Source organism: Vibrio sp. FE10, from assembly GCF_030297155.1.
Taxonomy (GTDB): Bacteria; Pseudomonadota; Gammaproteobacteria; order Enterobacterales; family Vibrionaceae; genus Vibrio; species Vibrio apostichopi.
This window is the reverse complement of record NZ_AP028067.1, coordinates 1,558,437-1,583,310: the sequence shown is the minus strand read 5'-3', so window position 1 is coordinate 1,583,310 and position 24,874 is coordinate 1,558,437. Positions and strand designations below refer to the sequence as shown.

The 24,874-nt window shown below is 43.0% G+C and carries 26 protein-coding genes; 18 read left to right on the top strand and 8 right to left on the bottom strand.

The window, feature by feature from the left end; all coding sequences use genetic code 11:
* Positions 1 to 25: 25 nt before the first annotated feature.
* Positions 26 to 370: an antibiotic biosynthesis monooxygenase family protein gene (locus QUF19_RS07145; RefSeq protein WP_261885690.1), complete on the bottom strand. Its 345-nt coding sequence runs from the start codon at positions 368 to 370 to the stop codon at positions 26 to 28.
* Between the two features lie 328 nt (positions 371 to 698).
* Between QUF19_RS07145 and QUF19_RS07140 the strand changes: the two genes are divergently transcribed.
* The 5 genes from QUF19_RS07140 to QUF19_RS07120 all read left to right on the top strand — a co-directional run bounded on the left by QUF19_RS07140 (position 699) and on the right by QUF19_RS07120 (position 6,167).
* Entirely contained in the window at positions 699 to 1,202 is a 504-nt protein-coding gene (locus tag QUF19_RS07140; RefSeq protein WP_286298083.1) for a YcxB family protein, read from the top strand.
* A 78-nt stretch (positions 1,203 to 1,280) separates the two neighbouring features.
* Positions 1,281 to 2,006 carry a metallophosphoesterase family protein gene (locus tag QUF19_RS07135; RefSeq protein WP_286298081.1) on the top strand — a complete coding sequence of 242 codons (726 nt, stop codon included), beginning with the start codon at positions 1,281 to 1,283 and terminating at the stop codon, positions 2,004 to 2,006.
* Between the two features lie 166 nt (positions 2,007 to 2,172).
* Positions 2,173 to 3,375 carry a YbfB/YjiJ family MFS transporter gene (locus QUF19_RS07130; RefSeq protein WP_286298080.1) on the top strand — a complete coding sequence of 401 codons (1,203 nt, stop codon included), beginning with the start codon at positions 2,173 to 2,175 and terminating at the stop codon, positions 3,373 to 3,375.
* A 14-nt stretch (positions 3,376 to 3,389) separates the two neighbouring features.
* On the top strand, positions 3,390 to 4,022 hold the full coding sequence (locus QUF19_RS07125) for a glutathione S-transferase N-terminal domain-containing protein (RefSeq protein WP_286298079.1): 633 nt from the start codon (positions 3,390 to 3,392) through the stop codon (positions 4,020 to 4,022).
* A 102-nt stretch (positions 4,023 to 4,124) separates the two neighbouring features.
* Positions 4,125 to 6,167, top strand: a complete 2,043-nt coding sequence (locus tag QUF19_RS07120; RefSeq protein WP_286298078.1) for an FUSC family protein — start codon at positions 4,125 to 4,127, stop codon at positions 6,165 to 6,167.
* Positions 6,168 to 6,464: 297 nt separating this feature from the next.
* Here QUF19_RS07120 and QUF19_RS07115 read toward each other — a convergent pair whose 3' ends face one another.
* Positions 6,465 to 6,794 carry a winged helix-turn-helix transcriptional regulator gene (locus tag QUF19_RS07115; RefSeq protein WP_286298077.1) on the bottom strand — a complete coding sequence of 110 codons (330 nt, stop codon included), beginning with the start codon at positions 6,792 to 6,794 and terminating at the stop codon, positions 6,465 to 6,467.
* A gap of 89 nt (positions 6,795 to 6,883) precedes the next feature.
* On the opposite strand from QUF19_RS07115, the gene QUF19_RS07110 reads away from it, so the two are divergent.
* Positions 6,884 to 7,171, top strand: coding sequence for a YciI family protein (locus QUF19_RS07110; RefSeq protein WP_286298075.1), 288 nt, complete (start codon positions 6,884 to 6,886; stop codon positions 7,169 to 7,171).
* A gap of 311 nt (positions 7,172 to 7,482) precedes the next feature.
* Here the strand turns inward: QUF19_RS07110 and QUF19_RS07105 are convergent, their stop codons facing one another.
* The gene (locus QUF19_RS07105; protein ID WP_434784915.1) at positions 7,483 to 8,382 is read right to left on the bottom strand and encodes a LysR family transcriptional regulator; all 900 of its coding nucleotides are present in this window, start codon (positions 8,380 to 8,382) and stop codon (positions 7,483 to 7,485) included.
* Between the two features lie 126 nt (positions 8,383 to 8,508).
* Here QUF19_RS07105 and accD point away from each other — a divergent pair, with 126 nt between their 5' ends.
* The 6 genes from accD (at position 8,509) to QUF19_RS07075 (ending at position 14,106) form a co-directional block, all read left to right on the top strand.
* Entirely contained in the window at positions 8,509 to 9,369 is an 861-nt protein-coding gene (accD, locus tag QUF19_RS07100) for an acetyl-CoA carboxylase, carboxyltransferase subunit beta (protein ID WP_286298073.1), read from the top strand.
* A 687-nt stretch (positions 9,370 to 10,056) separates the two neighbouring features.
* Entirely contained in the window at positions 10,057 to 11,088 is a 1,032-nt protein-coding gene (locus QUF19_RS07095; RefSeq protein ID WP_270000015.1) for an IS630 family transposase, read from the top strand.
* Between the two features lie 17 nt (positions 11,089 to 11,105).
* Entirely contained in the window at positions 11,106 to 12,200 is a 1,095-nt protein-coding gene (locus QUF19_RS07090; RefSeq protein ID WP_286298072.1) for a methyl-accepting chemotaxis protein, read from the top strand.
* A gap of 331 nt (positions 12,201 to 12,531) precedes the next feature.
* A complete protein-coding gene (locus QUF19_RS07085) occupies positions 12,532 to 12,774 on the top strand; it encodes a hypothetical protein (protein WP_286298070.1) in 243 nt (80 codons plus the stop codon).
* Positions 12,775 to 12,781: 7 nt separating this feature from the next.
* Positions 12,782 to 13,573, top strand: a complete 792-nt coding sequence (locus QUF19_RS07080; protein ID WP_286298067.1) for a helix-turn-helix domain-containing protein — start codon at positions 12,782 to 12,784, stop codon at positions 13,571 to 13,573.
* Positions 13,574 to 13,650: 77 nt separating this feature from the next.
* Positions 13,651 to 14,106 (top strand): GNAT family N-acetyltransferase, encoded by a 456-nt coding sequence (locus tag QUF19_RS07075; RefSeq protein ID WP_286298065.1) that lies wholly within the window; start codon positions 13,651 to 13,653, stop codon positions 14,104 to 14,106.
* 152 nt (positions 14,107 to 14,258) lie between these two features.
* Here the strand turns inward: QUF19_RS07075 and QUF19_RS07070 are convergent, their stop codons facing one another.
* A complete protein-coding gene (locus tag QUF19_RS07070; protein ID WP_286298064.1) occupies positions 14,259 to 16,070 on the bottom strand; it encodes a PLP-dependent transferase in 1,812 nt (603 codons plus the stop codon).
* 142 nt (positions 16,071 to 16,212) lie between these two features.
* On the opposite strand from QUF19_RS07070, the gene QUF19_RS07065 reads away from it, so the two are divergent.
* The gene (locus tag QUF19_RS07065) at positions 16,213 to 16,668 is read left to right on the top strand and encodes an Lrp/AsnC family transcriptional regulator (RefSeq protein WP_050634531.1); all 456 of its coding nucleotides are present in this window, start codon (positions 16,213 to 16,215) and stop codon (positions 16,666 to 16,668) included.
* An 11-nt stretch (positions 16,669 to 16,679) separates the two neighbouring features.
* Here the strand turns inward: QUF19_RS07065 and QUF19_RS07060 are convergent, their stop codons facing one another.
* Positions 16,680 to 17,306: a type II secretion system protein gene (locus tag QUF19_RS07060; protein ID WP_286298059.1), complete on the bottom strand. Its 627-nt coding sequence runs from the start codon at positions 17,304 to 17,306 to the stop codon at positions 16,680 to 16,682.
* 427 nt (positions 17,307 to 17,733) lie between these two features.
* On the opposite strand from QUF19_RS07060, the gene QUF19_RS07055 reads away from it, so the two are divergent.
* From QUF19_RS07055 to QUF19_RS07045, 3 genes are all read left to right on the top strand, one after another.
* Positions 17,734 to 18,642, top strand: coding sequence for a dienelactone hydrolase family protein (locus tag QUF19_RS07055; protein ID WP_286298058.1), 909 nt, complete (start codon positions 17,734 to 17,736; stop codon positions 18,640 to 18,642).
* A 208-nt stretch (positions 18,643 to 18,850) separates the two neighbouring features.
* Positions 18,851 to 19,654, top strand: a complete 804-nt coding sequence (locus tag QUF19_RS07050) for a MetQ/NlpA family ABC transporter substrate-binding protein (RefSeq protein ID WP_286298057.1) — start codon at positions 18,851 to 18,853, stop codon at positions 19,652 to 19,654.
* A gap of 211 nt (positions 19,655 to 19,865) precedes the next feature.
* Positions 19,866 to 20,546, top strand: coding sequence for a haloacid dehalogenase type II (locus QUF19_RS07045; protein ID WP_286298056.1), 681 nt, complete (start codon positions 19,866 to 19,868; stop codon positions 20,544 to 20,546).
* Positions 20,547 to 20,734: 188 nt separating this feature from the next.
* Here QUF19_RS07045 and QUF19_RS07040 read toward each other — a convergent pair whose 3' ends face one another.
* The 3 genes from QUF19_RS07040 to QUF19_RS07030 form a co-directional block, all read right to left on the bottom strand.
* The gene (locus tag QUF19_RS07040; protein WP_286298054.1) at positions 20,735 to 22,234 is read right to left on the bottom strand and encodes a hypothetical protein; all 1,500 of its coding nucleotides are present in this window, start codon (positions 22,232 to 22,234) and stop codon (positions 20,735 to 20,737) included.
* 16 nt (positions 22,235 to 22,250) lie between these two features.
* Complete coding sequence (locus tag QUF19_RS07035) at positions 22,251 to 22,850, bottom strand: chromosome partitioning protein ParA (protein WP_286298053.1); 600 nt, start codon at positions 22,848 to 22,850, stop codon at positions 22,251 to 22,253.
* A 356-nt stretch (positions 22,851 to 23,206) separates the two neighbouring features.
* A complete protein-coding gene (locus tag QUF19_RS07030; protein WP_286298051.1) occupies positions 23,207 to 23,545 on the bottom strand; it encodes a cytosolic protein in 339 nt (112 codons plus the stop codon).
* A gap of 338 nt (positions 23,546 to 23,883) precedes the next feature.
* Here QUF19_RS07030 and folK point away from each other — a divergent pair, with 338 nt between their 5' ends.
* Both folK and folX read left to right on the top strand, forming a co-directional pair.
* Positions 23,884 to 24,381 (top strand): 2-amino-4-hydroxy-6-hydroxymethyldihydropteridine diphosphokinase, encoded by a 498-nt coding sequence (gene folK / locus QUF19_RS07025; RefSeq protein WP_286298050.1) that lies wholly within the window; start codon positions 23,884 to 23,886, stop codon positions 24,379 to 24,381.
* A gap of 112 nt (positions 24,382 to 24,493) precedes the next feature.
* Positions 24,494 to 24,871: a dihydroneopterin triphosphate 2'-epimerase gene (folX, locus tag QUF19_RS07020; protein ID WP_054546529.1), complete on the top strand. Its 378-nt coding sequence runs from the start codon at positions 24,494 to 24,496 to the stop codon at positions 24,869 to 24,871.
* Positions 24,872 to 24,874: the final 3 nt, after the last annotated feature.

Below are 24,874 nucleotides of genomic sequence, written 5' to 3'. Positions count from 1 at the left end.
CTTTGTGTACCTTAAATGACTTACCTTAGCCATGAATCTTAACACTGTCTTTTGGCGCTTCTGAACGATGATCCATACCGTAATCTCTCATTACGCTCGCCACTCTTAACCGATAGTTTTCAAATACGCTGCCACGCCCTTTAGATTGTGCAAATCTGTGTGATTCTAAATTTCGCCATGCTTGAATGGCTTCTTCATCTCGCCAAAATGACAAAGAGAGCACCTTGCCTTCATTCGTTAAACTTTGAAAGCGTTCTATCGAGATAAAGCCATCGATGTCGGACAGCAGCGGCTTAAGCTCATTGGCTATATCCAAGTATTCCGACGTTTTTCCTTCCGCGACCTGCACTTCAAAAATTACGGCAATCATTGTCTGTCTACCTCATTCATTTAATCGTTAAGCACATTATAACGGCATGAAATTGTGACACTTCGTTATGAAGCGAAGTATGACCTTTTAGTCTCTTTTCATTATTGTTGTAGAACATCGAAATAATAAACTGAGACACGCACTATCTAATCTGTTGTGCATAACGATGGCATGAGCAAACACCTGCGGTATTATAGATTTACAAAAGAGGGTCAAAACCGCTAAAGAAAAGCATCGAGAAGCGATACAATGCTCAAGTTGCAAGAGCGCAGCATGGAATGCCCATTGAAAGAAAGCCCATTCACAGAGAACCTTAAAGTAGCCACACATGTCTAAAGAATCCGGTTTCACCACAAAATATACCCTCGACAAGACGTTTTTCGCAGAGTGTTATGATCAAACAAGCCTTCCGACTCAATTTCCAAAAGCCTATTTGAAAGGAATACTGTTTCTTGTTTTTGGTGTGGTTCTATTAGAGTTTGAACTATTACCGAACGGTTACGTTGGTTGGTTCTTTATTGTATTAAGTGTGATTGAAGCGTTCAGCGTTTACTGCAAGAGAACCTGGTGGTTATGGCGACAAAAAATCAGCTCAGGCGCTGGCAGTAAAGTGGTCTTTTCAGGGGATACTGATGGTGTGAGCTATAAAAACCGCAAAGCCACCAATACTATTGCTTGGAGTGACATCAACCAACTTGAACAGACCGATCTCGGCTTTATCCTTCATATTGGTAAGCAGCGCCAATATGTGAGTAAATCTTGTTTAAGCGATGAAGCAGTCGAGTTCATGATTGAACAGCACGAAGCTTCCAAAGCACCTAAAGCAAACTAATCTCAAAAAATGCCTGCCAATTTGGCAGGCATTTTTCTATCACCTTAATAAGGTGTATGGCATAACCGGACAATGCTAATGACTACCGTATACCAAATCAGTGACTGTCACCTTTCAGATGAACCCAGCTATGAAAACCTGCGAAAAGCACTGGAATACGTAAGCAAAGACACGAAGTGTGAGACCATTTTTCTGACCGGTGATATTTGTTGTAACCCCAAACCGGGAGACTACATTCGATTAGAGGCGTTCATTAGGCAACACATTAGCGAACAATCTATTTACGCGATTGCAGGCAACCATGATGACTCTTGCTTGATGCGTAAAGAGTTAAAAGGATCGACAATTCTCGTCACCGATAGAGCAATCATCAATGAGCGAGAGTTTGTATTTCTTGACTCTAGCGACAAACCGCTTGATAGCCATCATCCACTCGGTTCAGGGCGCATTGATAACCGTGGAATGGCAAAGCTAAAACAACAGCTAAGAAAAGCGAATAATCCAATCATTGTTATCCACCACCCTGTCATTCCAGTCGGAGCTGAGTGGATGAAAGCCATCCGTCTAGAAAACGATGCCGATGTAATGAAGGTGCTTAGTAAGTACCGCGTTCGTGAGGTTATTTGCGGTCACGGCCATGATGGAATAACGTTTATAAAACAAGGCGTAACCCAATATATGGCACCGTCAACCGCCTACGGGTTTGACCACTCTATTAACGAATACAATCGCAGCGAGAAGATTGGATTAAGTAGAATTCGTTTGTCGACTAACTCAATCGACTATCAGGCTGTCTATTTTTAACATTGAACTGAGTTCAAAAGAATGAACCCCAATGTAAATGATAAATCCAATACTTACAGAGAATACAAATCACCATCAAACTCCAAGCATTAGAGTAAAAACTCATTTGAGAGCACTCAAACTAAAATGTTAGCGTGATGTTACAAACACAAACATCAGGCGCGACATGCAACAAATAAAACTCTTAAACCGCGCTACCTTCGCAGGATTTGCAGCAACATTAGTTGGGAATGGCATTGGCCGCTTTGCCTACATTGCCTTGATGCCAGTGCTCATACAGAGCGGATGGTTCTCAAGTGAAGATGCGTCAACCCTTGGCGCTGCCACGCTGATTGGCTATATCTTTGGGGCTCCCGCTTCAAGCTTTCTACAGCGATACTATTCAACAGGCACACTCATACGCGCCTCTCTTTTATTGAGCAGCTTTAGTTATCTTGGTTGTGCCTTAAAGACTGCCCCCTTTGAATGGTTTTTAACACTGAGAACCATTGCAGGAATATCGGGAGCCATTCTTATGGTGCTCGCACCACCCATGATCGCTAGCCTTCACCCACAAGAGATGAAAGCAAGAATCAGTGGCGTCGTATTTTCAGGGATCGGGCTTGGTGCCATGATCTCAGGAACGATCATACCTCTGCTTATCTATCAAAGTGTCGAAAGCGCATGGTTAGGTATGGGGGCCATCGCTTTTCTAGCAACTGTTCTGACATGGAAAACATGGAGTCTTGAGGCTAAACAGAGTCATTGTGCGATGAGCCCAGCTTCGTTTAAGGACTTATCTAAGCGTAAACGTACGAGTATTCGATTTGTACTTTTAGCCTATACCTTTAGCGCAATTGGTTACTTACCTCATACCCTTTTTTGGGTCGACTATATTGTTCGTGAGTTAGGGATGAGTTTTACAAGTGGCGGCTTTTATTGGGCCGTATTTGGCATCGGGGCGGCGATTGGACCGATAGTGACAGGTGTATTGGGTGATAAGGTTGGGCTCAAAAAAGCGCTATTAGCTGCATTTATTTGTAAGGCTTCTGGCGTTGCACTTCCGTTAATGAACACAGGTGAAGTTGCACTTTTTGTTTCGTCGCTACTCGTCGGTATGTTCACTCCGGGTATCGTCACACTCGTCTCAACTTACACCTTAGAACTCGTTGGCACGCAGCTCCATACAAAATCTTGGGGAGCAATGACAATGGCTTTTGCCGTTTCGCAAGGCACAGTTGGCTTTGTTATGGCTCATTACGCCCCGCAACTTACCAGCTATAACGTCCTATTTATGCTCAGTGCGAGTGCGCTCATTTTATCAATACTCTGCATTGCATTTACATCAACCAAACAGCAGGGATTAAACACTGCTCAAATAAGTTCTTAGCAAAGGAATCGCTCATGAAACTGTATTTAAATGATACCTCGCCATTCTCACGAGCGGTGTTGGCCACTGCCTACCTGTGTAACGCACCACTGGAACTTGAATGGGTCGATCCATGGCAGACACCCCAAGCATTAGTCACAATCAATCCGTTTAGTACCATTCCGGTTCTAGAAACTAGTGATGGTATTGCACTCACCGAGAGCTTAATGATCTGTGAGTTCCTATTACAAACTTACCCAACTACGACACTCACAATAACCAAGGCTAATGATGCTAAACGCATGTCGTTATTGGGGATGAGTAAGACCCTCATGGAAGTGGCATTTCGCTGCGCTGCATTGAGCCGCTTTGGCGCTGAACAAAATGTGCTGACAGTTAGAGGAAAGGAAGGTATTCAAAAGAGTGTTCAATCACTTATCGAACAACTGAATAACACTACTCATGATTTACTTCAGCCTGATTTCTCGACGTTGTACCTACACGTTGCATTAGATTACGTTCTGTTCAGGCATGCGAGCCTGCTCTCAACTAGAGAAATAGACACCCTCTCCACCGCCTTACAACACTCCCCTTTCAAAGAAACATTGGCAACGTTAAGCCTTGATTCACTCTCCAATAAACCAAACTATTGCGAGCTATGCCAATAGAAGAGTGTTACAGCGCTTCAATTTATCAATCTGTGATTGAAACCAGCACAATGCAGAGGTTTGGCGTTACACTGAATGAGACACAGCAAGTAAAGAGGGTCTATGACGTTTTCTCCTGCCATTCTGCGTAAAATTTGGTACTCCCCTTCGATTAACCTAGGGCTTCGCGCCACCAGTGCCATTGTGCTATTTTTCGGCTTAGGGTTGCTGTCGAACCACATCAATATCGCCATGACCGCGCTCATGACCATGCCCGCCGCTTTGATTAGTGGGCTTGATGCGGCAGGACCAAGGCGGTGGACACGTTTTGCGATTACCGCAACCGCTTGGGGAATCACTCTAGCCGTCAGTTATGTCCTGCTGATCAGTGGGCTGCCTTTATGGTTAACCTATGGCGCATTGGGTGCCTTACTTGCCAGTGCGGCGGTCAATGGTCCATTTTGGGCACGCCTAGGCATGTCCAGCCTCCTAATAGCTGTCGTCACCCTATCACTCCATAATTCCAACACAGCGCTAAGCTTGTACCCAATGTTGGTACTTGGGCCCCTTACTTTTGCACTGTTTAGTTGGCTTTGGTTTGCCTTGTGGAAACACTATGCGCTGCGCGTGTGTCTATCTGCAATTTACGAAACGTTGGCAGACTACATCCAATATCGCCAAGCCTTCTTGTTAGGAGGCGAAAATGAAGCGCCAAAAAGACGCATAAAGTATCAGCTCATCGAGTTGTTCCAACAGGCACTTCAATCCGAATCCTTTCGCTCTAAGCACGAAGATGCTGACTCACTCCGACAAGCCTTATTTCTCGCACTCGATACATTTGAAGTGATACTCAGCAGCCACACCACGAATCCTGACCTATTAAGCCAATTTCAATCAAGTAAACAGAAGCGAGATTTGTTATTGGTTTGGAGCCAACATTGTCAGCAACGATTAAGACACAAAGCCAAACAGCTTTTGCACAACACGAACGAAGAAATGAAGCACTTAAGCTCACTAGAGCAAGAAGCCAATGACTTAATTGAAGCGGTAAAGCTTGAAGACCAACCCCGATTTCGTTATTGGGCCTACGCTGTGAAGCACATATCCCGTCGTATTGAGCTTAATGAACCCGCTTATGAACGCTCTTTTGAAGTGCAGCCGTTCGAGTTATCTTTTCGACTACCAACCCGAGGCAATCCGATTTGGCGTCATGTTACTCGTGTCGGTTTAATGTTCGCGCTTGGCGCTGGGATTGCGGAATACTTTGAGTTGATTCGCCCTGACTGGGTGTTGATTTCGATGTTAATGGTCATTCAACCAAGCTTCTTGGCGACACGCAGTAAAACGTGGCAACGCTGTTTAGGTACAGCGCTTGGCGTGCTCTTTGCGACTTCCTTGATTCATATTGGCGTACCAACGACCGCGATGTATACGCTAATGGTCACCCTTTTGCCCGTCGCGATGCTCAACATCATGCGCAATTACTCGCTGGCCATTGGTTGTATTACCGCGCTATTGATTTTGATTTATCAAACCATGGCGCACCAAGGGCTCGATTTTGCCGCGCCACGTTTGATCGACAACATCGTCGGTGGCGCCATTGTGCTACTCGGTTATGGTTTGTTGTGGCCGCAATGGCGAGGAAAAGAGATCCACAATCAAGCGTTAACAGCATTGAATAGCTCAAAAAGCTTGTTTGTTTACTGCTATGAACAACTGCAAGTAGACACCGAACAACGCGACCACATGGCCTTAACTAAGCAACGTGCCGCGATGCTCACGGCAGAAAGCGACCTTGAGCTGATTTACAATGAGATGCAGCAAGAACCAAGACACACTCGCGCCGATCCTCATTATTACGAAGATATGCTGAGTCACTATCGATTGTTGAGCCATTATCTCTGCTTGCTGATTCCACTCATCAGAACAGGCACGCAATACCAAGGGTCTCAACAAGTCGAACGCTTAATTCATGATGCGATGGACGCATTGATCAATACCATTCGTGACAATCGCGTCCATGAGCTTCCTGCGCTAACCAATAAAACCGATGCCGACCAACCCACTTCCACAACAGGTAAACGCTCGGTAGAAGAAATCATCTGGTTAGCTTTGATGACAGTAAAACAGATGCACGATTTAGTTAGGCGCAATCTAGAAAGCTGAATTCAAGACTTAAATACCAATAACGAATCAGATTTCTCTCTGTATTTTTAGAGCGAAGTGTTTGGCGTACCTTGAGGAATAGACATTTTAAAAAATCGCTGACACGTCTTTGCCCCAAAGTTTGGTTCACCGGGCCTACGACTAAATTGACTGAACCACAATTTGACTTATTTTTCTAATATCAAGTGTATGGCTGATATACCGGTCAATGCTTTAAGTCTGATTCGTAAATGCGTGCTCTACTCGCTAACGCTCAAACATGGCACACGCCCACTCACGGTTTAAGTAGGCGTTAGGCTACTTTGATATTTTATCTTCCCACTCAGCAGCCCAATCTCTTAAAGGGTTAAGTGTCTTCATTAAGGACAATCCTAATTCCGTTAGTTTATAGCCTTCTGATGTTGTAAAAACCAATTCAGCTTCAGTCAATTGCTTAATCCTAGTGTTTAAAACAGAAGGAGACATACCGTCACATCGTTCTTGTAATCCTCTAAAACTTAAAGGATCGGAGTTAAGTTCCCACAAGATCCTCATATTCCACTTTCGGCCTAACAGATCGAATACAGCCATGATTGCTACACCCGAACTCGATCCTCTTACTAATTTTTTAGGTAATGGTGTTGTCATAAACGTTGCGCTTCTAAAAAAGTAGCGATATAGTTCGCTACGAAATAAGTAGCAATTTTATATTAATCTATTTGAAAAGCGAGAATTATATGTATCTAGTAGATATGACTTTTACTGACATGGCAAAAATAACGCCGGAACTAACTAATAAGCATAAGAGTTATCTTGAGCAAGAATATAAATCAAACAAGCTAGTGTTTGGCGGAAGAAAAGTGCCTAGAACTGGAGGCATACTTATTTCACAACATGCGAGCGAACGAGAGCTAGTCCAAGTTTTAAACTCAGACCCATTCGTTACAAGTGGAGCTGTAACTTATTCAATCACTGAATTTATTCCTGTAATGGCTTCTAAAGCTTATGAGGATATCCTAGCCTAACAAGAGACTATGGCGTCAATAGTTAACTTCTGACGCTATTGTTATTCCACATTACACCGTCATTGAGTATCTAATTTAAGAGAACAACCATCTTTATCATGCAGGTAATTATCGCTTAAGGGTTCAGCATACTTTTCCTAATCGGAGATAAGTGCTTTAAAGCAACAGACCTAACTAATTTCTATCCAAGAGATTATTATCACAACCAAATAAAACTAAGGCCTCATAAACGCGAGGCCTTAGTTTTAATTGACTGCTCCGGCAGCTCTAGCACAGCGAAGGACCCATAACCTCCGTATTTTCTGTTATTTTTACCCGTCTAGATTCGCTTGATGCAATAAGTGCTCAATGAATACTGGAACCTTTTTCGCTATATGTTTTCTAGATGCATAAAAGGCGTACAGCACTAAATCTTCAGGTTGGTATTCAAGTTTGATAACCTCTAGCGCACCTGTCTTTATCTCATCACGACATAATTCAACAGGTAGTATCGCGAAACCCAATCCAGCCAATGCACCAGCCTTCGCGATCTGCCCGCTGTTTACCTTAAACGCAGATTTTACCCTTTGAGTTGTGAGTTCACCGGTTCCGTTCTTAAACACCCATGGCGTTCCGTTTAGCGCAGTAAAGCTATTAATACACGGTACATGTTTCAAATCGGTAATCTGAAAAGGTTTAGAGGTTGTTTGTAGGAGTTTGGGTGATGCCACAACACTACTAGGCCAGCGCTTAATCTCTTTCGCGATCCAATTATTGTCTTCAAGTTTTCCTCGGTGAAAACTCAGAATAACGTCAAAACCATCCACAAAGTCCTCTTTAGGGCTGATGCTTGTATCACAACACAATGAAATAGAAGGATGCTCGGCACAAAAAGAAACGACGGCTTGGGCTAACTCCGGTGAATCTGGCATGAGTACGTTGAGCTGCCCCATCACCTCACGAGAATGTTGTGTTACCTCCTCGAGCGCATCATTGAGTTTGTCTAACAATGGCTGAGTTCGCAGATAGAGGTGATCCCCTGCTTCAGTCGACGCAATTCGGCGAGTCGTTCTATCGAATAATCGAACGTCTAGTTGTTCTTCTAACAAAGCGATGTGACGACTGACGTTTGAGGTCGGCAAACATAAAAAATCCGCCGCTCTTTTAAAGCTATTGTTCTCATATACACAGTGAAAGCTTTTAAGCCACTGTTGGTCAATTTTTTCAAGCATTACATCAATCCCACCCATTTCAATAATCCCATTATATTGGATTATAAGTGCAATTTTAGACACTTTATTACTAACAATAGGCTTATACAATACTCATCATTAGAGCGATTAAAAGAAGGTCTCGCCATGAGCTGGTTAGAAAAGCTATTAGATAAAAAGAAGTTAATAAGTACACGTAAGGCATCAATTCCCGAAGGAGTATGGACCCAATGCCCATCCTGTGATCAGGTCTTGTACCGCATAGCCCTTAAGGAAAACCTAGAAGTGTGCCCTAAATGTGAACACCACATGCGGATGACAGCACGTCTTCGTTTGGACACATTTTTAGATAAAGGCGAAAGAACTGAGTTAGGCAAACAACATGAGCCGAAAGATTTACTCAGTTTTAAAGACAATAAACGCTACACAGAGCGCCTTGCCCTAGCTCAAAAAAGTACAGGCGAGAAAGATGCATTAGTCGCGATGCAAGGAGAGCTGTTAGGGATACCTGTTGTGGCGTGCGCTTTCGAATTTTCTTTTATGGCAGGTTCGATGGGATCGGTTGTCGGTGCTCGATTTGTGGACGCCGTGAATCAAGCAATAGCATCAAACTGTGCATTAGTTTGCTTTTCCGCATGTGGTGGTGCTCGAATGCAAGAGTCGCTCATGGCCTTAATGCAAATGGCAAAAACAAGCGCTGCTTTAAAGCGACTGTCAGAAGCCAGATTGCCTTATATTTCGATATTGACCGATCAAACCTTTGGCGGTGTCTCGGCCAGTTTAGCGATGCTTGGTGACATCAATATTGGTGAGCCCAAAGCGCGAATTGGTTTTGCGGGACGAAGAGTGATTGAACAAACGGTACGAGAAAAATTACCTGACGATTTTCAACAAAGTGAATTCTTATTAGAACATGGCGCTTTAGACATGATTATTGCTAGGCGTGATATACGTATACGCGTCGCAAAAATCATCGCGATGATGACCAACACACGAATTAAAGCTTAGGATCACTAACCTCCCCCTCTAGCTCCCCCCTCAAATGAAGTTTAATGATCTCTTTAGATTGGCGGTTGAGGGGGAGAACATTCTTTACAGATGAACTGAAGTTGCACTTACCTTGAACTTATCAAGATCGGTATTCCGTTATCATACGATCAACAAGAGTACCATTTTGTGCCAACCGCCCAGAATTGTAGTCCCACGCTTTCACAAGAAATTCATTCTAAAATATCGTGCTCAACTCTTTTTTCAATCCATGAAGCCTTGAAAGAAGCGTCTTGTATAACTGGTTTCCAATAATTTCTCCGAACATAAAAACGAGTCAGGCCTTAAAAACTAACTCCATGTACAAGTTCGGTGAACTCACATTTATTCTAATTCACTCAAACTGCCTTACCCTTGCTAATAGTTATTTGACAAGGTTCGAGGTCAAAGTAATTCATAGTTACAATATAGGAATTTAAATAACAAATTTATCAGTTGTGGTTTTTAATTCCTCCAAACTCTCAATAAGGCTAACAACTTAATAATATTTTGTTACAATCCGATCGATGATTATTACCTTTAAAACCAATACGTTATCACCCTAACCCACATTATTAGCCTCACAAATAACTTTTCGAGTTATACATATATACCCGTGATCATTGAAGGTGCTTGATTTTCTTTAAAATCAGGATCATGCTACGAACCATGAAAATTACACTGACTCCTCAGCAGAAACTACAACTCGAACAAATGCACGACATTGAACGTGATAGTCGGGTCTGCGACCGTATTAAGGCTGTTTTGCTGGCTTCTGAAGGCTGGAGTCAGACTATGATTTCACAAGCTCTTCGTATTCACGAATCGACTGTTGCTCGTCATCTCAGTGATTATGTTTTCTCTGAAAAACTTAAGCCTGAAAATGGCGGAAGCCAAAGCAAGCTTTCTGCAACTCAAACCATGCACCTAATCGAGCATTTGACTGAGAAAACCTATTCTCACACGCATCAAATTGTCGCCTACGTTAAAGAGACATTTGGACTTGATTACACGGTTTCTGGTATGAACAAATGGCTTCACCACAATGGTTTTAGCTACAAGCAGCCGAAAGGCGTTCCACACAAATTTGATGAAGCAAAACAACAAGCTTTCATCGAGGCTTATGAAGCGCTAAAGGCAAGCTGTGGCGAGGATGAATCGATAGTCTTTATTGATGCAGTTCACCCAACACTATCAACAAAAATATCTCGTGGCTGGATACGAACTGGTCAGGATAAAGTGATTGAAACAACGGGTAATCGTAGCCGATTGAACATTATTGGCGCACTGAACCTATCGGATATCGGTGCAACCATTGTTCACGACTATGAGAACATTAACAGTGAAACGATTGTTCGCTTTTTCTGTAAGTTAAGAGAGAGTTATCCGTTAACCCATAAGCTTCATATCATCTTAGATGGTGCGGGGTATCACCGCAGTGACTTAGTCAAAGATGCGGCGTTTGTCCTGAATATTGAACTGCATTATCTTCCACCTTACAGCCCAAACCTCAACCCAATAGAGCGGCTATGGAAAGTAATGAATGAGAAGTCGAGGAACAACGTTTACTTCAAAAGAAAACGGGACTTCAAGGAGGCAATAGACCAATTTTTTGCAGTGACTCTTCCAGAGATCGCAGGCTCTTTGACATCTCGAATTAATGATAATTTTCAGATTCTCAAGCCTGCATCTTCAAGTTGATTCGGTATAGGTATTTTATGTTTGGAATAAAACGAATAAATTTAGAAAACCAATCACTTAAAAAAGAGTTAGCCGAACTAAAAAAGAAGCATGAATCTGATATTAATGCTCTCGAAATAGAATTAAAGAAGTCGCAAAAGCTTGCTCAATCGACACATCAACAACATCACAACAGCAGTGAAATGATGTCTAATTGCTTGAAAGGTGGAGATATGCTCAAGACCATTCAAAAAGAAATGGTTGAAAGTGCTAAGTCTATGGCTCATGAAAACCAAGAGCTTAAACAACTGGATGATATGTTTAAACAAACACATCAAGCATTAGTGCGTCTAGACAACCGAGCAATTAAGATCAGCGATCAAGCATCTCAGAGCATTCAATCTGTAGATATATTAGATCACACTGCTGGTGCTATTTCTAACCTTGTATCGACTATCCAAGAGATTTCTGATCAAACCAACCTTTTAGCATTAAACGCTGCTATTGAAGCCGCGCGTGCAGGTGAAGCAGGACGCGGATTTGCAGTGGTCGCAGATGAAGTAAGAACCCTTGCAAGTAAAGCCAGTGAAGCCAGCGAAAAAATTGACTCATTAGTAAAGCAGGTATTGGGGCAAGTAAACGCGATAAAAACCTCTATTGGTGAAAACCAAATTTGTGCAGAAGAAGTTTCAGCGTCTTCCGCGCAAATAAGCTCTATTGTCAACGAAGTTGTTGTGAAGTCTGAAAACATGAAGCACGTTATTCATATTGCTTCTACACGTGCATTCTTAGATTCGGTGAAACTCGACCATGCTATCTGGAAGAATAACACCTATCGCCTACTCCAAAGTGGTGCTTTTGGGGAAACAATCAATACTCATTCAGAGTGTCGTTTAGGTCAGTGGTATTATCGCGGTGATGGCAAGGCTTACAACCACCTGAGAAGTTATCAATTGCTTGAAGAACCTCATAAAGAGGTGCATGACAATGGTCGTAAAGCAATGAATCAAGCAGCATCTAATAACATTGAAGGGACAATTAAATCAGTTAAAGCGATGGAGGACGCAAGTATACAAGTTGTCTTTCAAATCGATCGTTTAATGAATGAAATTATAGAAACTGAATCAAAGTAGCACTGACCCCATATATTCGACTTGGTTAGTGCGATACCACTAGCCAATGTCTGTCCAATAAGTCGCCAGAGCTCAGTTTACTGTCACCACACAAAAAGGCCTCGCAAACGCGATGCATTGGGAGTCAGCTTTTCACTGAATTACGAAACGAGGTGTTTCGTAATTTATCTTTGCCCCTTCCGCGGAGAACCGTCCCCAGCTGTATTCCTTTGAATTACTGTATTCACACTAGCTTCTTATGGTTAAAATGCCGTATGGTACAAACAATAAAATTATAGATACCTGCGGCCTTTGCCACAGAGACTCTCCATTTAAAACGAAAAGACTGACTATGAATTTTGATATCAATGCACTGAAACACCACCAACTGGTCGAAGATGGTCAACTAGAAGGGTGCTACATTCATCAGCCTGTACAGGGTAGTCTGCCAGACGACAAAGTGGTTTTAGCAGAGCGCCAAGCGTTGGAAAGCCAAGGGTATAAGGTGGTTCAGGTTAAAGCGAAAGGCAAGACAACAACCTTTGCCGAGGCTATGCAAGAGCTTGCGAAAAAGACAGGCCACCAGCCGAAATAATCAACGAATGAATACCTGGAAAATCAAACCCACATCAGACCTTCTCACGCCATATGTTGAGTATATCTGGGCGTTGCAAGTCACTGAGCCGAGCCAACAGTCTGCTTTGCTGCTTCCTAATCCCTCTGCTAATGCCATTCTGTCTCCTTCGGAAGACAAGCATGTTTACCGAAAGAACGGATTCGAATTAGAGGTTCAAGGTGGACATTGGCTCTCTGCATACACTGAAGAACTTTATATTGATGATCTGCATCCGCGCCAACTATTAGGAGTGAAGTTTTTCCCTGATGGTGCTTTTGGCTTAGGTTTGATGCGATCGGAGAGCGCTAACCAGAAGCTCATTCAACCTCTCCCTTCCTGTTTTCAATGGCAAGATGAAATGGATATCAATTGTCCGGACACAGCAGCCCAGATCATAGAGTCACAGCTACTTACTCTTCCCCCCATTGATGATCAGCGAATATGGAAGAGTGTTCATGAGGCTCGCTTGCACATTAACGAAGGAAAAAGCCTCGATTTGTTGCCAATGTCTAGGCGCACATTGGAGCGACAGTTTGCATTAGTCACTGGTTTGTCGCTCAAGCAGTATGAGCAAATGGTGAGAATGGATCGTCTTATATGGGCTATCTACCAAGAGCAAGACGAGAAGATAGATTGGAGCGACCTCGCCTATCGATTTGGTTTCAGTGACCAACCCCACCTGATACGTCAATTAAAGAAAGTAATTGGCGTGACACCCAAACGTTACTTAATCGAGAAACATCTTTCTATTGACCTGTTTGGTGACTTTAGTAATTAATCTTGTCGCATTTGTTCAATTTTTCCAAAACCACAAAGGGTAGATTAGCCTTATGGTTACTAGAGAGTTATTAAAAAATGAAAATTAGACAAGCAAATTTGAGTGATGCTCACTCTTTGAAAGAGCTATCCAAGCATGCCATTAGTGCATGCTACACAAGTTTTATGGGTGAAGAAATGGTCAATGGCTACCTATCAAGTGGTGCTAGTGACGATGAAATTGACAAGCATATTGGCAATACCTTTGTAGCCATAGACGATAGTGAATCTGCCATTGGTTACGTCGTGGTTATTGATGACCTAATACACATTATGATGGTATCACCAACACAGCAGCGTAAAGGCATTGGTGCGATGTTGCTGTCGTTTGCTGAGGCGGAAATCCTAAGTAGTAACCTCAAGCCAACACTTGAAACCTTTGAGGCCAATACTCAAGCTATGAACTTTTACCTTAAAAATGGATGGACGATTTCTCGTAAGGAATCTGATCCTGATTTTGGTTTTGTTCGCGTATTTTTCGATAAAGAAAGCTAACCGAAAACCGTCTATTCGGGATTGCTCTATAGCCATTATCTGACACTCAAAAGGCCTCGCACACGCGAGGCCTTAGTTTTTCTATCTAGCGATGCAGCTATTCTCTAACGATTACAGCTCCCTACTTCACTGACATGGCTTACTAACCAGAGTTACTGAGTAAGTTGACTAAACTTCGGCAAACTCTTCACAAACCTCTGGTGTACATCCATATAGGTTTGCATATAGATCTCATCGATACGGTCGTTACTCGGGAAGCTCGATGAGAAGTCTGCGTGTTTACGGTCAATCGATAACTTGGCTGCCTCGATAATATGAGCAATGAACATGCGAGGATCTTCCAACCCAATAGAGATACGCATTGTTGTTGGCTCAATACCCGCTTCATTGAGTGCCTCATCGCTAAGTTCTGAATGCGTGGTCAATGCCGGACACAAGGCAACCGTATTAGTTTGCCCTAAGCTCACTTGCATACCGATTGCTGGCTCAAGCATGTCGAAGAACTGTTTAAACCCATCACGATTGATTGGCGCACGATTGCCGTTACCTTCCATATCGATAGTAAACAACGCTGCTGGTAGCCCTAAGTACATGTTGTTCTGGCAATGCTCATAGTTATCGCTGTCTGGCAAAGCAGGACACGACACATTGATGTCTGGGTGAGCATCAAAAATCTTCGCGAGAGTTAGAGTATTAATCGTTTTTTGCACCACACGCATCTCATAGGTTTTCATGCCATTGAGCACTTCAAACGCTTTATCTGCATCTAAGAACGCGCCCTTAATGTAGTACACATTCCAAAAGAGGGTTTCGTTCCACGGAATGGTTGCCTCATCGCCATTGGGTTTAGTGAAAGTCACCTCTTCTCCTTTAGGAACAAACATCGTTTCGTTACGGCCAATCACGACTCCAGCGGTTGTGGTGCCGGAACCCGCTAGCTCTTTTGTATAAGAGTGAATCACATAATCTGGTCTTTCCATCCCATCATCGCGTTTGAGTACGGGATGAAGCAATGGTGTGCCCACAGTTGAGTCGACAATCACATCCCAACCACGAGAGTGACCAGCTTTACTGATACTGGCGACATCCAACACATATCCATGTGGGTTACACGGTGACTCAAGGTAAACGTAGATTTTCTTACCCGCGGCGAGGCGATCCGCGTATTTATCAGCAACCTCATCAAGGCGAGTCGCAAACTCATCACCGGAATAACCATCGACCCATTCTACCGCCACATTCAAGTTAGAAGGCTTGCCAAACCAATCTTCCAATAACTGATAAGAACCGCCGTAAATGTTGCGTGATGCCAACACAATGTCTTCATGTCCAAGTAAATGGCTCAACAACCCATCAATAGCCGCCATCCCCGAGTTAAAGTTCCATGCGAGGTACTCGTTGGCTCTAGAACCTGCCTCAATATCAACCATGTGATTCGCGAGTGAAATTGAGGTCGGATTAAGCAGTCGAGAGTAAATATCGTGCAGTGGTTCTTTACCGTTGAACGCGTCTTCAATCCATTCTGTACAGGCAAATAAATAGGTCGCAGTGCGCGTAATAACAGGACTGGCAGAGAAGATAGCAGCAACATTATCAAAGATAGGATAGGCTCCTTTAGAGGCAAAATTACCATTGTTAGTAGCAATAGATTGGTAGGTAGCGCGCATTGGGTTTTGTAGGTTATCAAGGATCTTCGCGATCTGGAATGACAAGAAGCGTTTGGCATTAAACCAAGCGATTCGGTCACTCTTGTCGAGCTCTGAAAGTCCATCAACCGTCAGAGCCCAAAGATCGTGAGTCTTGGTATTGGCTTGGTACAGCGTGGTCGCCAGCTCAATCAGCGTGACGCCGTAATCACTATTTGGGTCGATACCAAAGTGCTTTGCTTGCTCAATGGCAAGCGCTTCTGCTTGTTCATGTTTGGTGGTTTTACGCAGTGGGCTAAGTTGAGTTGAAGTATTCATAGTTCCTAAGTCATTCCATGCTTGTTATTCCTCCTTTAATTTTAGTTTTGCGCAGATGTCAAAAATTGCTATTTGCGAAGTAAGACATACACTTTGAGCAATAATATTGCCAAATAAGCTTCAATATTGATGGGATATGCTAATGGATGAGATCGACAAGAAAATACTGGCTGAACTGCAAAACAACGCTCGCCTGACTAACCAAGAGTTGGCTGATCGCGTAGCGCTGTCGCCCTCTCCTTGTTTACGCCGAGTTCGAGCCCTAGAGAAACAAGGGATTATTCGTGGCTATCACGCCAGCGTAGATCAAGAAGCGTGTGGCTTACCTGTGAATGTGTTTGTGTTGGTGAAACTTGAAAAGCCAACAGAAGAGAACATGCGAGATTTTGAGCAACACATTGAAGTGATTGATGAAGTGTTAGAGTGCTTTCTGATGACGGGCAATCACGACTACCTACTGCATGTAGTGAGTGAATCGCTCAAAAGCTATGAGCAGTTCATCCGCAAACAGTTAACTCGCCTGCCAAATATTGCCTCTATTGAATCCAGCTTCGCCTTCGGTCAGGTAAAAACAAAGACCAAGCTGCCAGTGAGGTAATTAGGGGCGACTTAATTGGACTGTACAGAAGGCATTGGATAGTCATCTCCAACCATACAAACAAGTGCGCCACCAAATGCTTTATCGTAACGTATTTTTCCGGTCGTATTAGAACTTTCGAGACTCGTATTGCCATCGACAATCTGATTAATTTCTTGTGCCACTTTTATTGGTACCAACCAGATACAAGCCGCAAGAGAACAGGTTGCTGACGACGATTCACAACCTGTCTCGGTGCTTCCTCGTGCCCACTGACTACCCTTTTCCTTAAGCAGTAATTGCGTTGCTATGTAATCTGGATTATCGATGTACTGATCTCCACCTATCCATGTATCGTCAAAAGATAGGTACGGCCCTTGCCATGTTGATAGGCCCGGATTTTCAATTAAGTGATTGATATTCAAGTAGCCGTATTTAGTGTCGGTATCGGAAGTGATGGGAGGCAAAGAGCCATTATCAAGAGAATATTGCTCAGCGGCATCCAAGACTGTATTCAGTTGCCCGATCAGAAAGTCTGCCTCATCGACACGGGACATACGGTTGCCAAACTGGTTGTAGATAAAAAATGCGCAAATAAGCATGAGCAAACTAAACGCTGCAAGTTTCCATTTTTTTATCTGACACAAAAGTTTCAACATCTAATCTTTATCTCTCATTAAAACGGTTCTAATAACGCTAAGGCTTCCTTATGGGGAAAGATTATACCAGAGTAAAATCAAGCGTTTTGTATTGAAACATACTGCCCTACTGACGGTAAATATGCCTAGCTATTAAAGGCCAATTTAGAACTAGAACCTCCTCCCCAAATAAGAAAAGCAAATATCGAATAGTCTTAACTACCCTGCTTCACTGACTGAATCACTTACATCAACCTTGTGTTGATTGATCCAGTAAAACAAACCTAAGACAAGGGAATCGATTCCGAAGTGGTCGTTTTATCTGACTGTCATCTAATTTTTGTACTTTGATATAACAAATAGTTAAAAAGTTATTGAGCGATCGTTCAAATATATTGAAGTTTCCACTATAGTTGATTGGTCAAACAACTCACAACAAGGAAAAGTTATGAATAAAAGTACCGAATCTCAATCAGATCCAACTCGATCTATCCCCCAAGAAGCATTTGATTGGTATGACGAATATGCACACGGTCTGATTGATCGCAGAGAGTTTATGGCTCGTCTATCTGGGTTGGCTGTACTTGGCTTAACCATGACAACATTAACGTCTGCATTGATTCCTAATTATGCAAACGCAGAGCAAGTCTCTTTCAATGATCCTTCCATCAAAGCAACCTACGAGAAATTTCCTTCGCCTAAAGGCCACGGAGAAGGCTATGGCTACTTGGTGGTACCAAAAGAGCTAGAGGGTAATGCGCCTGTCGTCTTGGTCATACATGAAAATAGAGGCTTGAATCCATACGTAAAGGATGTGGCAAGACGACTCGCGGCCGCTGGGTTTATTGCGTTTGCACCTGATGCACTCTATTCGCTTGGCGGGTACCCAGGTAATGATGATGAAGGTCGAGCAATGCAAAAATCATTATCCAGAGAGAAAATCGAAGAAGACTTTATCGCCGCTGCAAACTTTTTGAAATCTCATGAAAAAAGTAACGGAAAACTAGGCGCTGTAGGGTTTTGCTTCGGTGGCTATATCGTGAATATGTTGGCGGCGGTAATGCCAGAGCAGCTGGATGCGGGCGTTCCATTTTACGGCACTCCTGCCGCTCCTGATTTAAGAAAGAACGTCAAAGGGCCATTACTGATCCAATTCGCTGGAATCGATAAACGTGTGAATGCAACTTGGCCAGACTATGAAGCCGAACTCAAAGAGATTGGGGCAGACTACACCGCTTACATCTATGACGGTGTGAATCATGGCTTCCATAACGATTCAACAGGTCGATATGCCGAAGAAGAAGCAGAATTAGCATGGACACGTACGCTTGAGTTCTTTAATCAAAAGCTTTCTTAATAGGCGAGATTACCGAACCCGTTTTCTTTAGGTTGCAAGTGACTGCCCTATATCTTACTCAACGAAACCCAAAAGGCCTCATACGTGCGAGGCCTTTGTTTTCTAGATCTAACTTTGCTTCTGACAAACCTATTGACCCAACTTTATAAATAGATAATATAGACATCTAGACATCTAAACGTCTTTTGGTTAATTAAATGGAGTTATCATGAACCGCTACAAAAAAATCACAGCATCCCTGTTGGCATTAGCATTCGCATTCGGCGTGACAGGATGTGGAAAAAAAGACGAGGATGTTATCAAGATTGGGGCGACAGTTGGCCCACATGCACAAGTTGTACAAGCTGTTGCCAAAGAAGCAGCAAAGCAAGGGATAAACATTGAACTCGTCGAATTCTCAGACTACATCACCCCTAACGCAGCACTGGACGATGGAAGTATCCAACTGAACAGTTACCAGCATCAGCCATTTCTCGATAACTTTAATGCCAATCACGATAGCCAGTTAGTTTCTATCGGACGTTCAATTTTGATGCGTATGGGCGTTTACTCGAACAAGTACACTTCGCTTGACTCTATCCCAGATAACGCACGAATCGCGATTCCAAACGACCCAACGAATGGCGGGCGTGGACTGCTACTACTTGAAGATGCCGGGCTGATTTCATTAAAAGACAACGCTGGTTTCAATGCATCTTTAAACGATATTGTTAACAACCCGAAGAACATTCGATTTGTTGAAGTGGATGCCGCTCAGCTACCCCGCTCTCTTGACGATGTAGATGCAGCAGCAATCACCATGAACTATGTCATGTCGGCTGGGCTCGATCCTAAGAAACAAGGCATTTACTTAGAGAAAAAAGACGCACCTTTAGCTGTGATGGTTGTGGCAGCGCGAGAAGAAGACAAAAACAATGAAACGTATAAAAAGATCATCTCAATTTACCACTCACAAGAGATCAATGACTTTTTAAACAGCACTTTCAAAGGCACTATCGAAGCTGCAAATTAAGCTAAATAAGCTAAATAAATCATTTCAGATTTGGCGCTGTCTGCAACTCAGTAAGCAACGCCAGATTTGAGTGACGTTTTCATCGATGACTCATTCCAACCCTCTTTTCAAATTAGAGAACCAAGCTTAAGTTACTTAAATCGAGGTTGAAAACCGGGTCATCCGAGCGGATTATGTAAGTACGAAATTCAATTAAATCTGGGTTCTTCGCATGAATAAAGAAGTGATACTGTTTGATATAAACGAAACGGTTTTAAATTTGGAGTCATTACAGCCTAAATTTAAAGCGGCATTTGGCAGTGAGGATGCACTATCACTTTGGTTCTCAAAGCTTTTGCACTCTTCAACGGTTTGCATCGCAACAAACGTAAAGTCTACTTTTTCTGAACTAGCGAATGCAGCGCTCGGCGCTATTGCACAACGGTACAAGTGTGATTTAACGGCGGAAAGCAAAGATGCCTTGTTAACTTCTTTTGCCACTCTACCGCCGCACACTGATATCAAAGCATCTTTACTTGAATTGCGTAACAACGGCTTTAAAACCGTCGCTTTTTCAAACTCATCCCTCGACCTAATCACTTCTCAAATCAAGAACTCAGGCTTAGAAGATTATTTCGACACCGTCATTTCCGTTGAAGAAACAGGCAGTTTCAAACCAAATTCAGATGTGTATAGATTTGCAGCAGAAACGTTAAAAGAGCCTGTCGAAAACCTTCGTCTTGTCGCTACTCACGATTGGGACACTCATGGTGCATTATCCGCCGGCTTACAGGCAGCCTATATAGACCGCACAGGCGTTGAATATCATCCTTTGTATTTGAATCCTGAGATTAGCTGCAGGACGATGGATGGTGTGGTGGAACAAATCATTAAGCACAATTTAGAAAAGTAACACCTCAAGAGACTTTTCTCCTGACTCGATACAAACAAAAAGGCCTCGTACACGCGAGGCCTTAGTGTTATCTATCGAAAGGTTGTCCCCCGACTCCACCAACTTAGCCGCTTTCATCAACTTTTCATTAAACAGTTTTAGTTGCTCTATCATATGGACATAGCCTGAACCTTCAACGTAGTTAGTAATCAATGACCTTGACAGAGATTAGTAGGATGAAAACTTTGAAAAGGTACTGCATAACGTGCCGACACATCATAGCGTCCAGACAAATGCTGAGTGACTAAATACTGACGTTGCTCCTCATTATAAAAGTGTTGTGTTGCTTCTAGTTCAATGGCATCGCCATCCCCAGCACAAATGAAATAGCCGTCGTCCATGTCTCGAAATGCTATTGGGGTTTCATCTACCAATCCATATCTATCGGTCATCTTTCTTGACCTCCAAATATCCTTAAATGTACCTCGCTCAAAGCGTTTTAAATTTCGCCATTGTACGAACATATAAGTGTCTTGCGAGGGAACCGATGGAATGTCATTCATTGCCTCGTTCGGGCTTTTACAAGTATCAAATAAAGCCACATCATTGCCCGTAACTCTAAATGGCAACCTATCTTCATCTTGTATATAAGAATCCACCGTCTTCTTAGGCCAAGATTCATTTTTCGGGCTGAGATAAAAGGAAGGGCTCTTTAGGTAAGACCCAAAATCGTCAGTTTTATTAGCGTCAACAATTTCATAAACAGGATTATCATGAAGTGCGTCATAGCTAGCACTATAATCGAACTCTATTTTAAACAAAAAATCTTCCATCTCAGGTTTAGTAAGAGAGGTAAAAGCTTTATCGACCGACGCTTTGATTTTCTCAATGGATTTGGGGTGAGTGAGGTAAATAGGAATGAGTCCGTGTCCCGCAAAGTCTAATTTACTCGGTGCTATCGTGGTGTTGGGAGGCGGAACGCTGCCTATCCCTGTAAAGTTCAGCCCATTAATCACAAGATCTGAGGTCGATAAAACATAATCACTGTCCGGGCTAAGGGTTGGGGAAGCGGGAGCGATGTGAACAACGTGAATGTTATCGGCACTGTAACCGTATTGGGATGTAACATGCTTGTATGATTCGTTTACCCATAAGTTCCCTTGTGAATGCGCGATGTAAATGAGCTTTTTTCCTTTCCACGTAAGAGAGTCATTTAAAAGGTGATGCTGCATTCTAGTTTGGCTGGTTTCGGGGGCATCAACAAGTGAGGCTAGTTCTTGTAAATATTTCGTGATGGTTGCATTGATGGTTTGGTTTGTGAAGTCGAGAACAAACCCAATAAACCAATCAAAAGTGGCGCTGATTTTTTGGATGATAGCGCTGTTTTGCCGACCGCTCACAATGTCCCAAAAGGCCTCCCACCGGTCGAATTGTTTCTGCTCTAACTCGTAAGTTCTTTGGTCAAAGGTTTCAGCAAAATCAGCCAGTACGTTAAGCCCACTTCCGTCAATATAAGAATCGTTGTAGAAAAGCTGGTATTCGACAGACTCACTTTTGTATTGGCTGATACCTAAAGTGAATTTTATCTCCTTTATCCCTTGTTCGGCTTGCTCTCTAGTTGTTGCCACACCGTTAAAAAAACCGATAGTGTAACCTTCAATTTTGCATGAGTTAGCTATTGCATTGAATGGCAGTGGAGCCGCAATCATGAGTAATATTGTTTGCCTATTCACAGTATTTTGCCTCAGCAGGAAGGAGTGTACTTACGGAACCATCTAACAGGTGGTTATAAGCCAAGTAAGTCATAGTGCGGGCTTTAGTGTTGTTAGTCAGTGCCCTGATAGTTTGCCCTGTATTGGTTATATCTCTTACGGGAATACCAACAAACTCTTTACAAGCGAGAACTTTGTTATGTTTATGGCTAATCGCTAATGCCTTTTTTATATTGGCGTTACTCTTTACACTCCAGTCGTGATAGAGACTCTCTTGTGCGTAGTGCGCATTTTGTTTTAAGGCTTTTCGGACTGGCTCGGTCACTTCTAGCGCATCAATAAACGCCTCAATGTCGTCGCGGATACCATCTTTGTTTACATCAGTACCAGTAAGAGAGTCACTGCGGTCGAGCATGGGTTCAAAACGCTCGTATAACAGCCTAAACTGATCATCAATTGTTTCTTGTGCCTTTAACTCTGCGACTAGCTCAGGTGTTTTCTCGATGTGAGATATGACACTGAGTTGTTCCACTGCAGTCTCGTTTGGTTCATTAGATTCTTTACACCCTACAATTAACATCACAGCTAAAGTGCAGACTAACCCATTTTTCATTTTTGTTTCCCTAGTATTTCAAATAGACACCAGAGAATACGGACAAATTAACTCCCTGAATAATAAAGAGTTTGCATAGGGGCATAACACACAAAAATAGGAAGTTAGATGCTCTTACCCTCCCCCTTTTCTGTGCTTCAAAAAAGGGGGGAAATATCAATTAAGGGGGAGATTTGAACGGGGGTTGGCAGTATATTCTCACGAGCTTCTGGCCAAGTTATTCGCTCGCTAAACAACACATAAAAAAGGCCTCGCACATGCGAGGCCTTCGTTTGATCTACAGAGCGGTTTATCCATAGCCAATTAGCCAATTAACTAAGCTACCAATTCACCGATCTAAAAATACTGAATTATGTTCAGTCCATTCGAGTAATGAAGGTTTGCTCGTCATCCACGAAAGCCACGTAGTCGCCATGATAGATAAACACTCGGCCACGCCCTTCAACGATACACGCAAGCTGTGGATTCAAATCTTCTTCAAGATCTTTGCTTTGATACGTGCCGGTATCGGTGATCACACCGCGGAGAATCGGCAAAAAACCATAGCTACGCTTGGCTTGATCAATCAGGCTCAATTCACTGGCGGTCGAGAAGTAAGACGGGATTGGACCAGCATCTTCGATAAACATCGGTTTTAGTTCTTCAAAAGCTGTAATCACCAGCCAGTCGATGCCGTTAACGTGATGGATAAACATTGTTTATAAATACCTAGATTCTCGATAATTCTGATGCGGGGATTCTATCACTATCAAAGACGGAACGTTGTAGAAATTGAGTTGCTAAAGACGGTTATCCATTACCATTTCTGGCATTCGCTCGATCAGCTTGAAACACATTTTTGTCCAGAATCCTCATCAGCTGAATTTTTACTCGTGGTACTTTCTAGATCCAAAGTGCCCTTATACGGACTCAAAAACGAGCAAGATTTTTGGCAGAACCATATTTTCTTTTATCTTCTTACCTCTAAAAGGACGCATAGCTGATCTTCATCGTGAGTTAGACGTATAGGTTCCTTAAACAAAAAGGAAATATTATGGCCAGCGTCTATGTCAGCATCGGAAGCAACATTAACCGCGAACATCACGTCACAGAATCTCTCAAAGCATTGAATGACCGCTTTGCACCCCTGCACATTTCTAGTTTCTACGACTGCGAGCCTGTCGGTTTCGAAGGAGATAACTTCCTAAACCTAGTCGTTGGGTTCGATTGTGACCTCCCTGTCTCAGAGCTGGTTAAGGTTCTACATCAAATCGAATCAGAGAACGATCGCAAGCGTCAGACCAAAGCCTATGCTTCACGCACAATGGATATCGACATCCTTCTTTATGGCAATCAAGTGGGCGTTATCGATGGCGTAGAGCTGCCTAGAGGTGAGATCACCGAGTACGCATTTGTACTCAGACCGTTAGTCGATGTTGCCGCACAAGAGCGCCACCCCACTCTAAACATTTCGTTTCAGCAGCTCTGGGAAAGCTTCGATCAGTTGAGCCAGAAAACCGAACCCATCCCTTTCGAGTTTAGCCTCACTTAGCGCGTGCTCGGCTACAAAAGGAACGACTGAACTCTTAATCGACTGAGCTTTAATGATCTTTTCTTAAAACAAGCACGTAACTGACTTCACTTTCTAAGGAATGGACACTGTTATGAATCACAACGCCATTATCACCATCACAAACCTCAGACTAAGAACCTTCATCGGTTTCAACGAAGAAGAAAAGTCTAAGCAGCAAGACATCGTTATCAATGCAGAGATCCACTATCCCGCCAATAACCTTTGTCTCTCAGATGATGTGGAAAACGCGCTTAACTACAAAAACATCTGCAAGAAGGTCATTCAACACGTCGAATCCGGAAGGTTTCTACTTTTAGAAAAATTGACCAGCGACGTACTCGGCATCTGTATCGATCATCCATGGGTGAAATACGCTCAAGTAAGAATTGATAAGCCTCATGCGCTACGTTTTGCCGACTCTGTTTCGCTCACCCTGAGTTATGAAGCAGACAACGACAATAATTCTTAAGGA

Bases quoted from the DNA above. Each gene is read 5' to 3' on its own strand.
- QUF19_RS07090 (WP_286298072.1), top strand. From the start codon at position 11,106: ATGTTTGGAATAAAACGAATAAATTTAGAAAACCAATCACTTAAAAAA.
- QUF19_RS07055 (WP_286298058.1), top strand. From the start codon at position 17,734: ATGAATAAAAGTACCGAATCTCAATCAGATCCAACTCGATCTATCCCC.
- QUF19_RS07125 (WP_286298079.1), top strand. From the start codon at position 3,390: ATGAAACTGTATTTAAATGATACCTCGCCATTCTCACGAGCGGTGTTG.
- QUF19_RS07060 (WP_286298059.1), bottom strand. From the start codon at position 17,306: ATGTTGAAACTTTTGTGTCAGATAAAAAAATGGAAACTTGCAGCGTTT.
- QUF19_RS07080 (WP_286298067.1), top strand. From the start codon at position 12,782: ATGAATACCTGGAAAATCAAACCCACATCAGACCTTCTCACGCCATAT.
- QUF19_RS07110 (WP_286298075.1), top strand. From the start codon at position 6,884: ATGTATCTAGTAGATATGACTTTTACTGACATGGCAAAAATAACGCCG.
- QUF19_RS07040 (WP_286298054.1), bottom strand. From the start codon at position 22,234: ATGATTGCGGCTCCACTGCCATTCAATGCAATAGCTAACTCATGCAAA.
- QUF19_RS07045 (WP_286298056.1), top strand. From the start codon at position 19,866: ATGAATAAAGAAGTGATACTGTTTGATATAAACGAAACGGTTTTAAAT.
- accD (WP_286298073.1), top strand. From the start codon at position 8,509: ATGAGCTGGTTAGAAAAGCTATTAGATAAAAAGAAGTTAATAAGTACA.
- QUF19_RS07085 (WP_286298070.1), top strand. From the start codon at position 12,532: ATGAATTTTGATATCAATGCACTGAAACACCACCAACTGGTCGAAGAT.
- QUF19_RS07030 (WP_286298051.1), bottom strand. From the start codon at position 23,545: ATGTTTATCCATCACGTTAACGGCATCGACTGGCTGGTGATTACAGCT.
- QUF19_RS07135 (WP_286298081.1), top strand. From the start codon at position 1,281: ATGACTACCGTATACCAAATCAGTGACTGTCACCTTTCAGATGAACCC.
- QUF19_RS07145 (WP_261885690.1), bottom strand. From the start codon at position 370: ATGATTGCCGTAATTTTTGAAGTGCAGGTCGCGGAAGGAAAAACGTCG.
- QUF19_RS07050 (WP_286298057.1), top strand. From the start codon at position 18,851: ATGAACCGCTACAAAAAAATCACAGCATCCCTGTTGGCATTAGCATTC.
- QUF19_RS07070 (WP_286298064.1), bottom strand. From the start codon at position 16,070: ATGAATACTTCAACTCAACTTAGCCCACTGCGTAAAACCACCAAACAT.
- folX (WP_054546529.1), top strand. From the start codon at position 24,494: ATGAATCACAACGCCATTATCACCATCACAAACCTCAGACTAAGAACC.
- QUF19_RS07065 (WP_050634531.1), top strand. From the start codon at position 16,213: ATGGATGAGATCGACAAGAAAATACTGGCTGAACTGCAAAACAACGCT.
- QUF19_RS07130 (WP_286298080.1), top strand. From the start codon at position 2,173: ATGCAACAAATAAAACTCTTAAACCGCGCTACCTTCGCAGGATTTGCA.
- QUF19_RS07120 (WP_286298078.1), top strand. From the start codon at position 4,125: ATGACGTTTTCTCCTGCCATTCTGCGTAAAATTTGGTACTCCCCTTCG.
- QUF19_RS07140 (WP_286298083.1), top strand. From the start codon at position 699: ATGTCTAAAGAATCCGGTTTCACCACAAAATATACCCTCGACAAGACG.
- QUF19_RS07035 (WP_286298053.1), bottom strand. From the start codon at position 22,850: ATGAAAAATGGGTTAGTCTGCACTTTAGCTGTGATGTTAATTGTAGGG.
- folK (WP_286298050.1), top strand. From the start codon at position 23,884: ATGGCCAGCGTCTATGTCAGCATCGGAAGCAACATTAACCGCGAACAT.
- QUF19_RS07095 (WP_270000015.1), top strand. From the start codon at position 10,057: ATGAAAATTACACTGACTCCTCAGCAGAAACTACAACTCGAACAAATG.
- QUF19_RS07105 (WP_434784915.1), bottom strand. From the start codon at position 8,382: ATGCTTGAAAAAATTGACCAACAGTGGCTTAAAAGCTTTCACTGTGTA.
- QUF19_RS07115 (WP_286298077.1), bottom strand. From the start codon at position 6,794: ATGACAACACCATTACCTAAAAAATTAGTAAGAGGATCGAGTTCGGGT.
- QUF19_RS07075 (WP_286298065.1), top strand. From the start codon at position 13,651: ATGAAAATTAGACAAGCAAATTTGAGTGATGCTCACTCTTTGAAAGAG.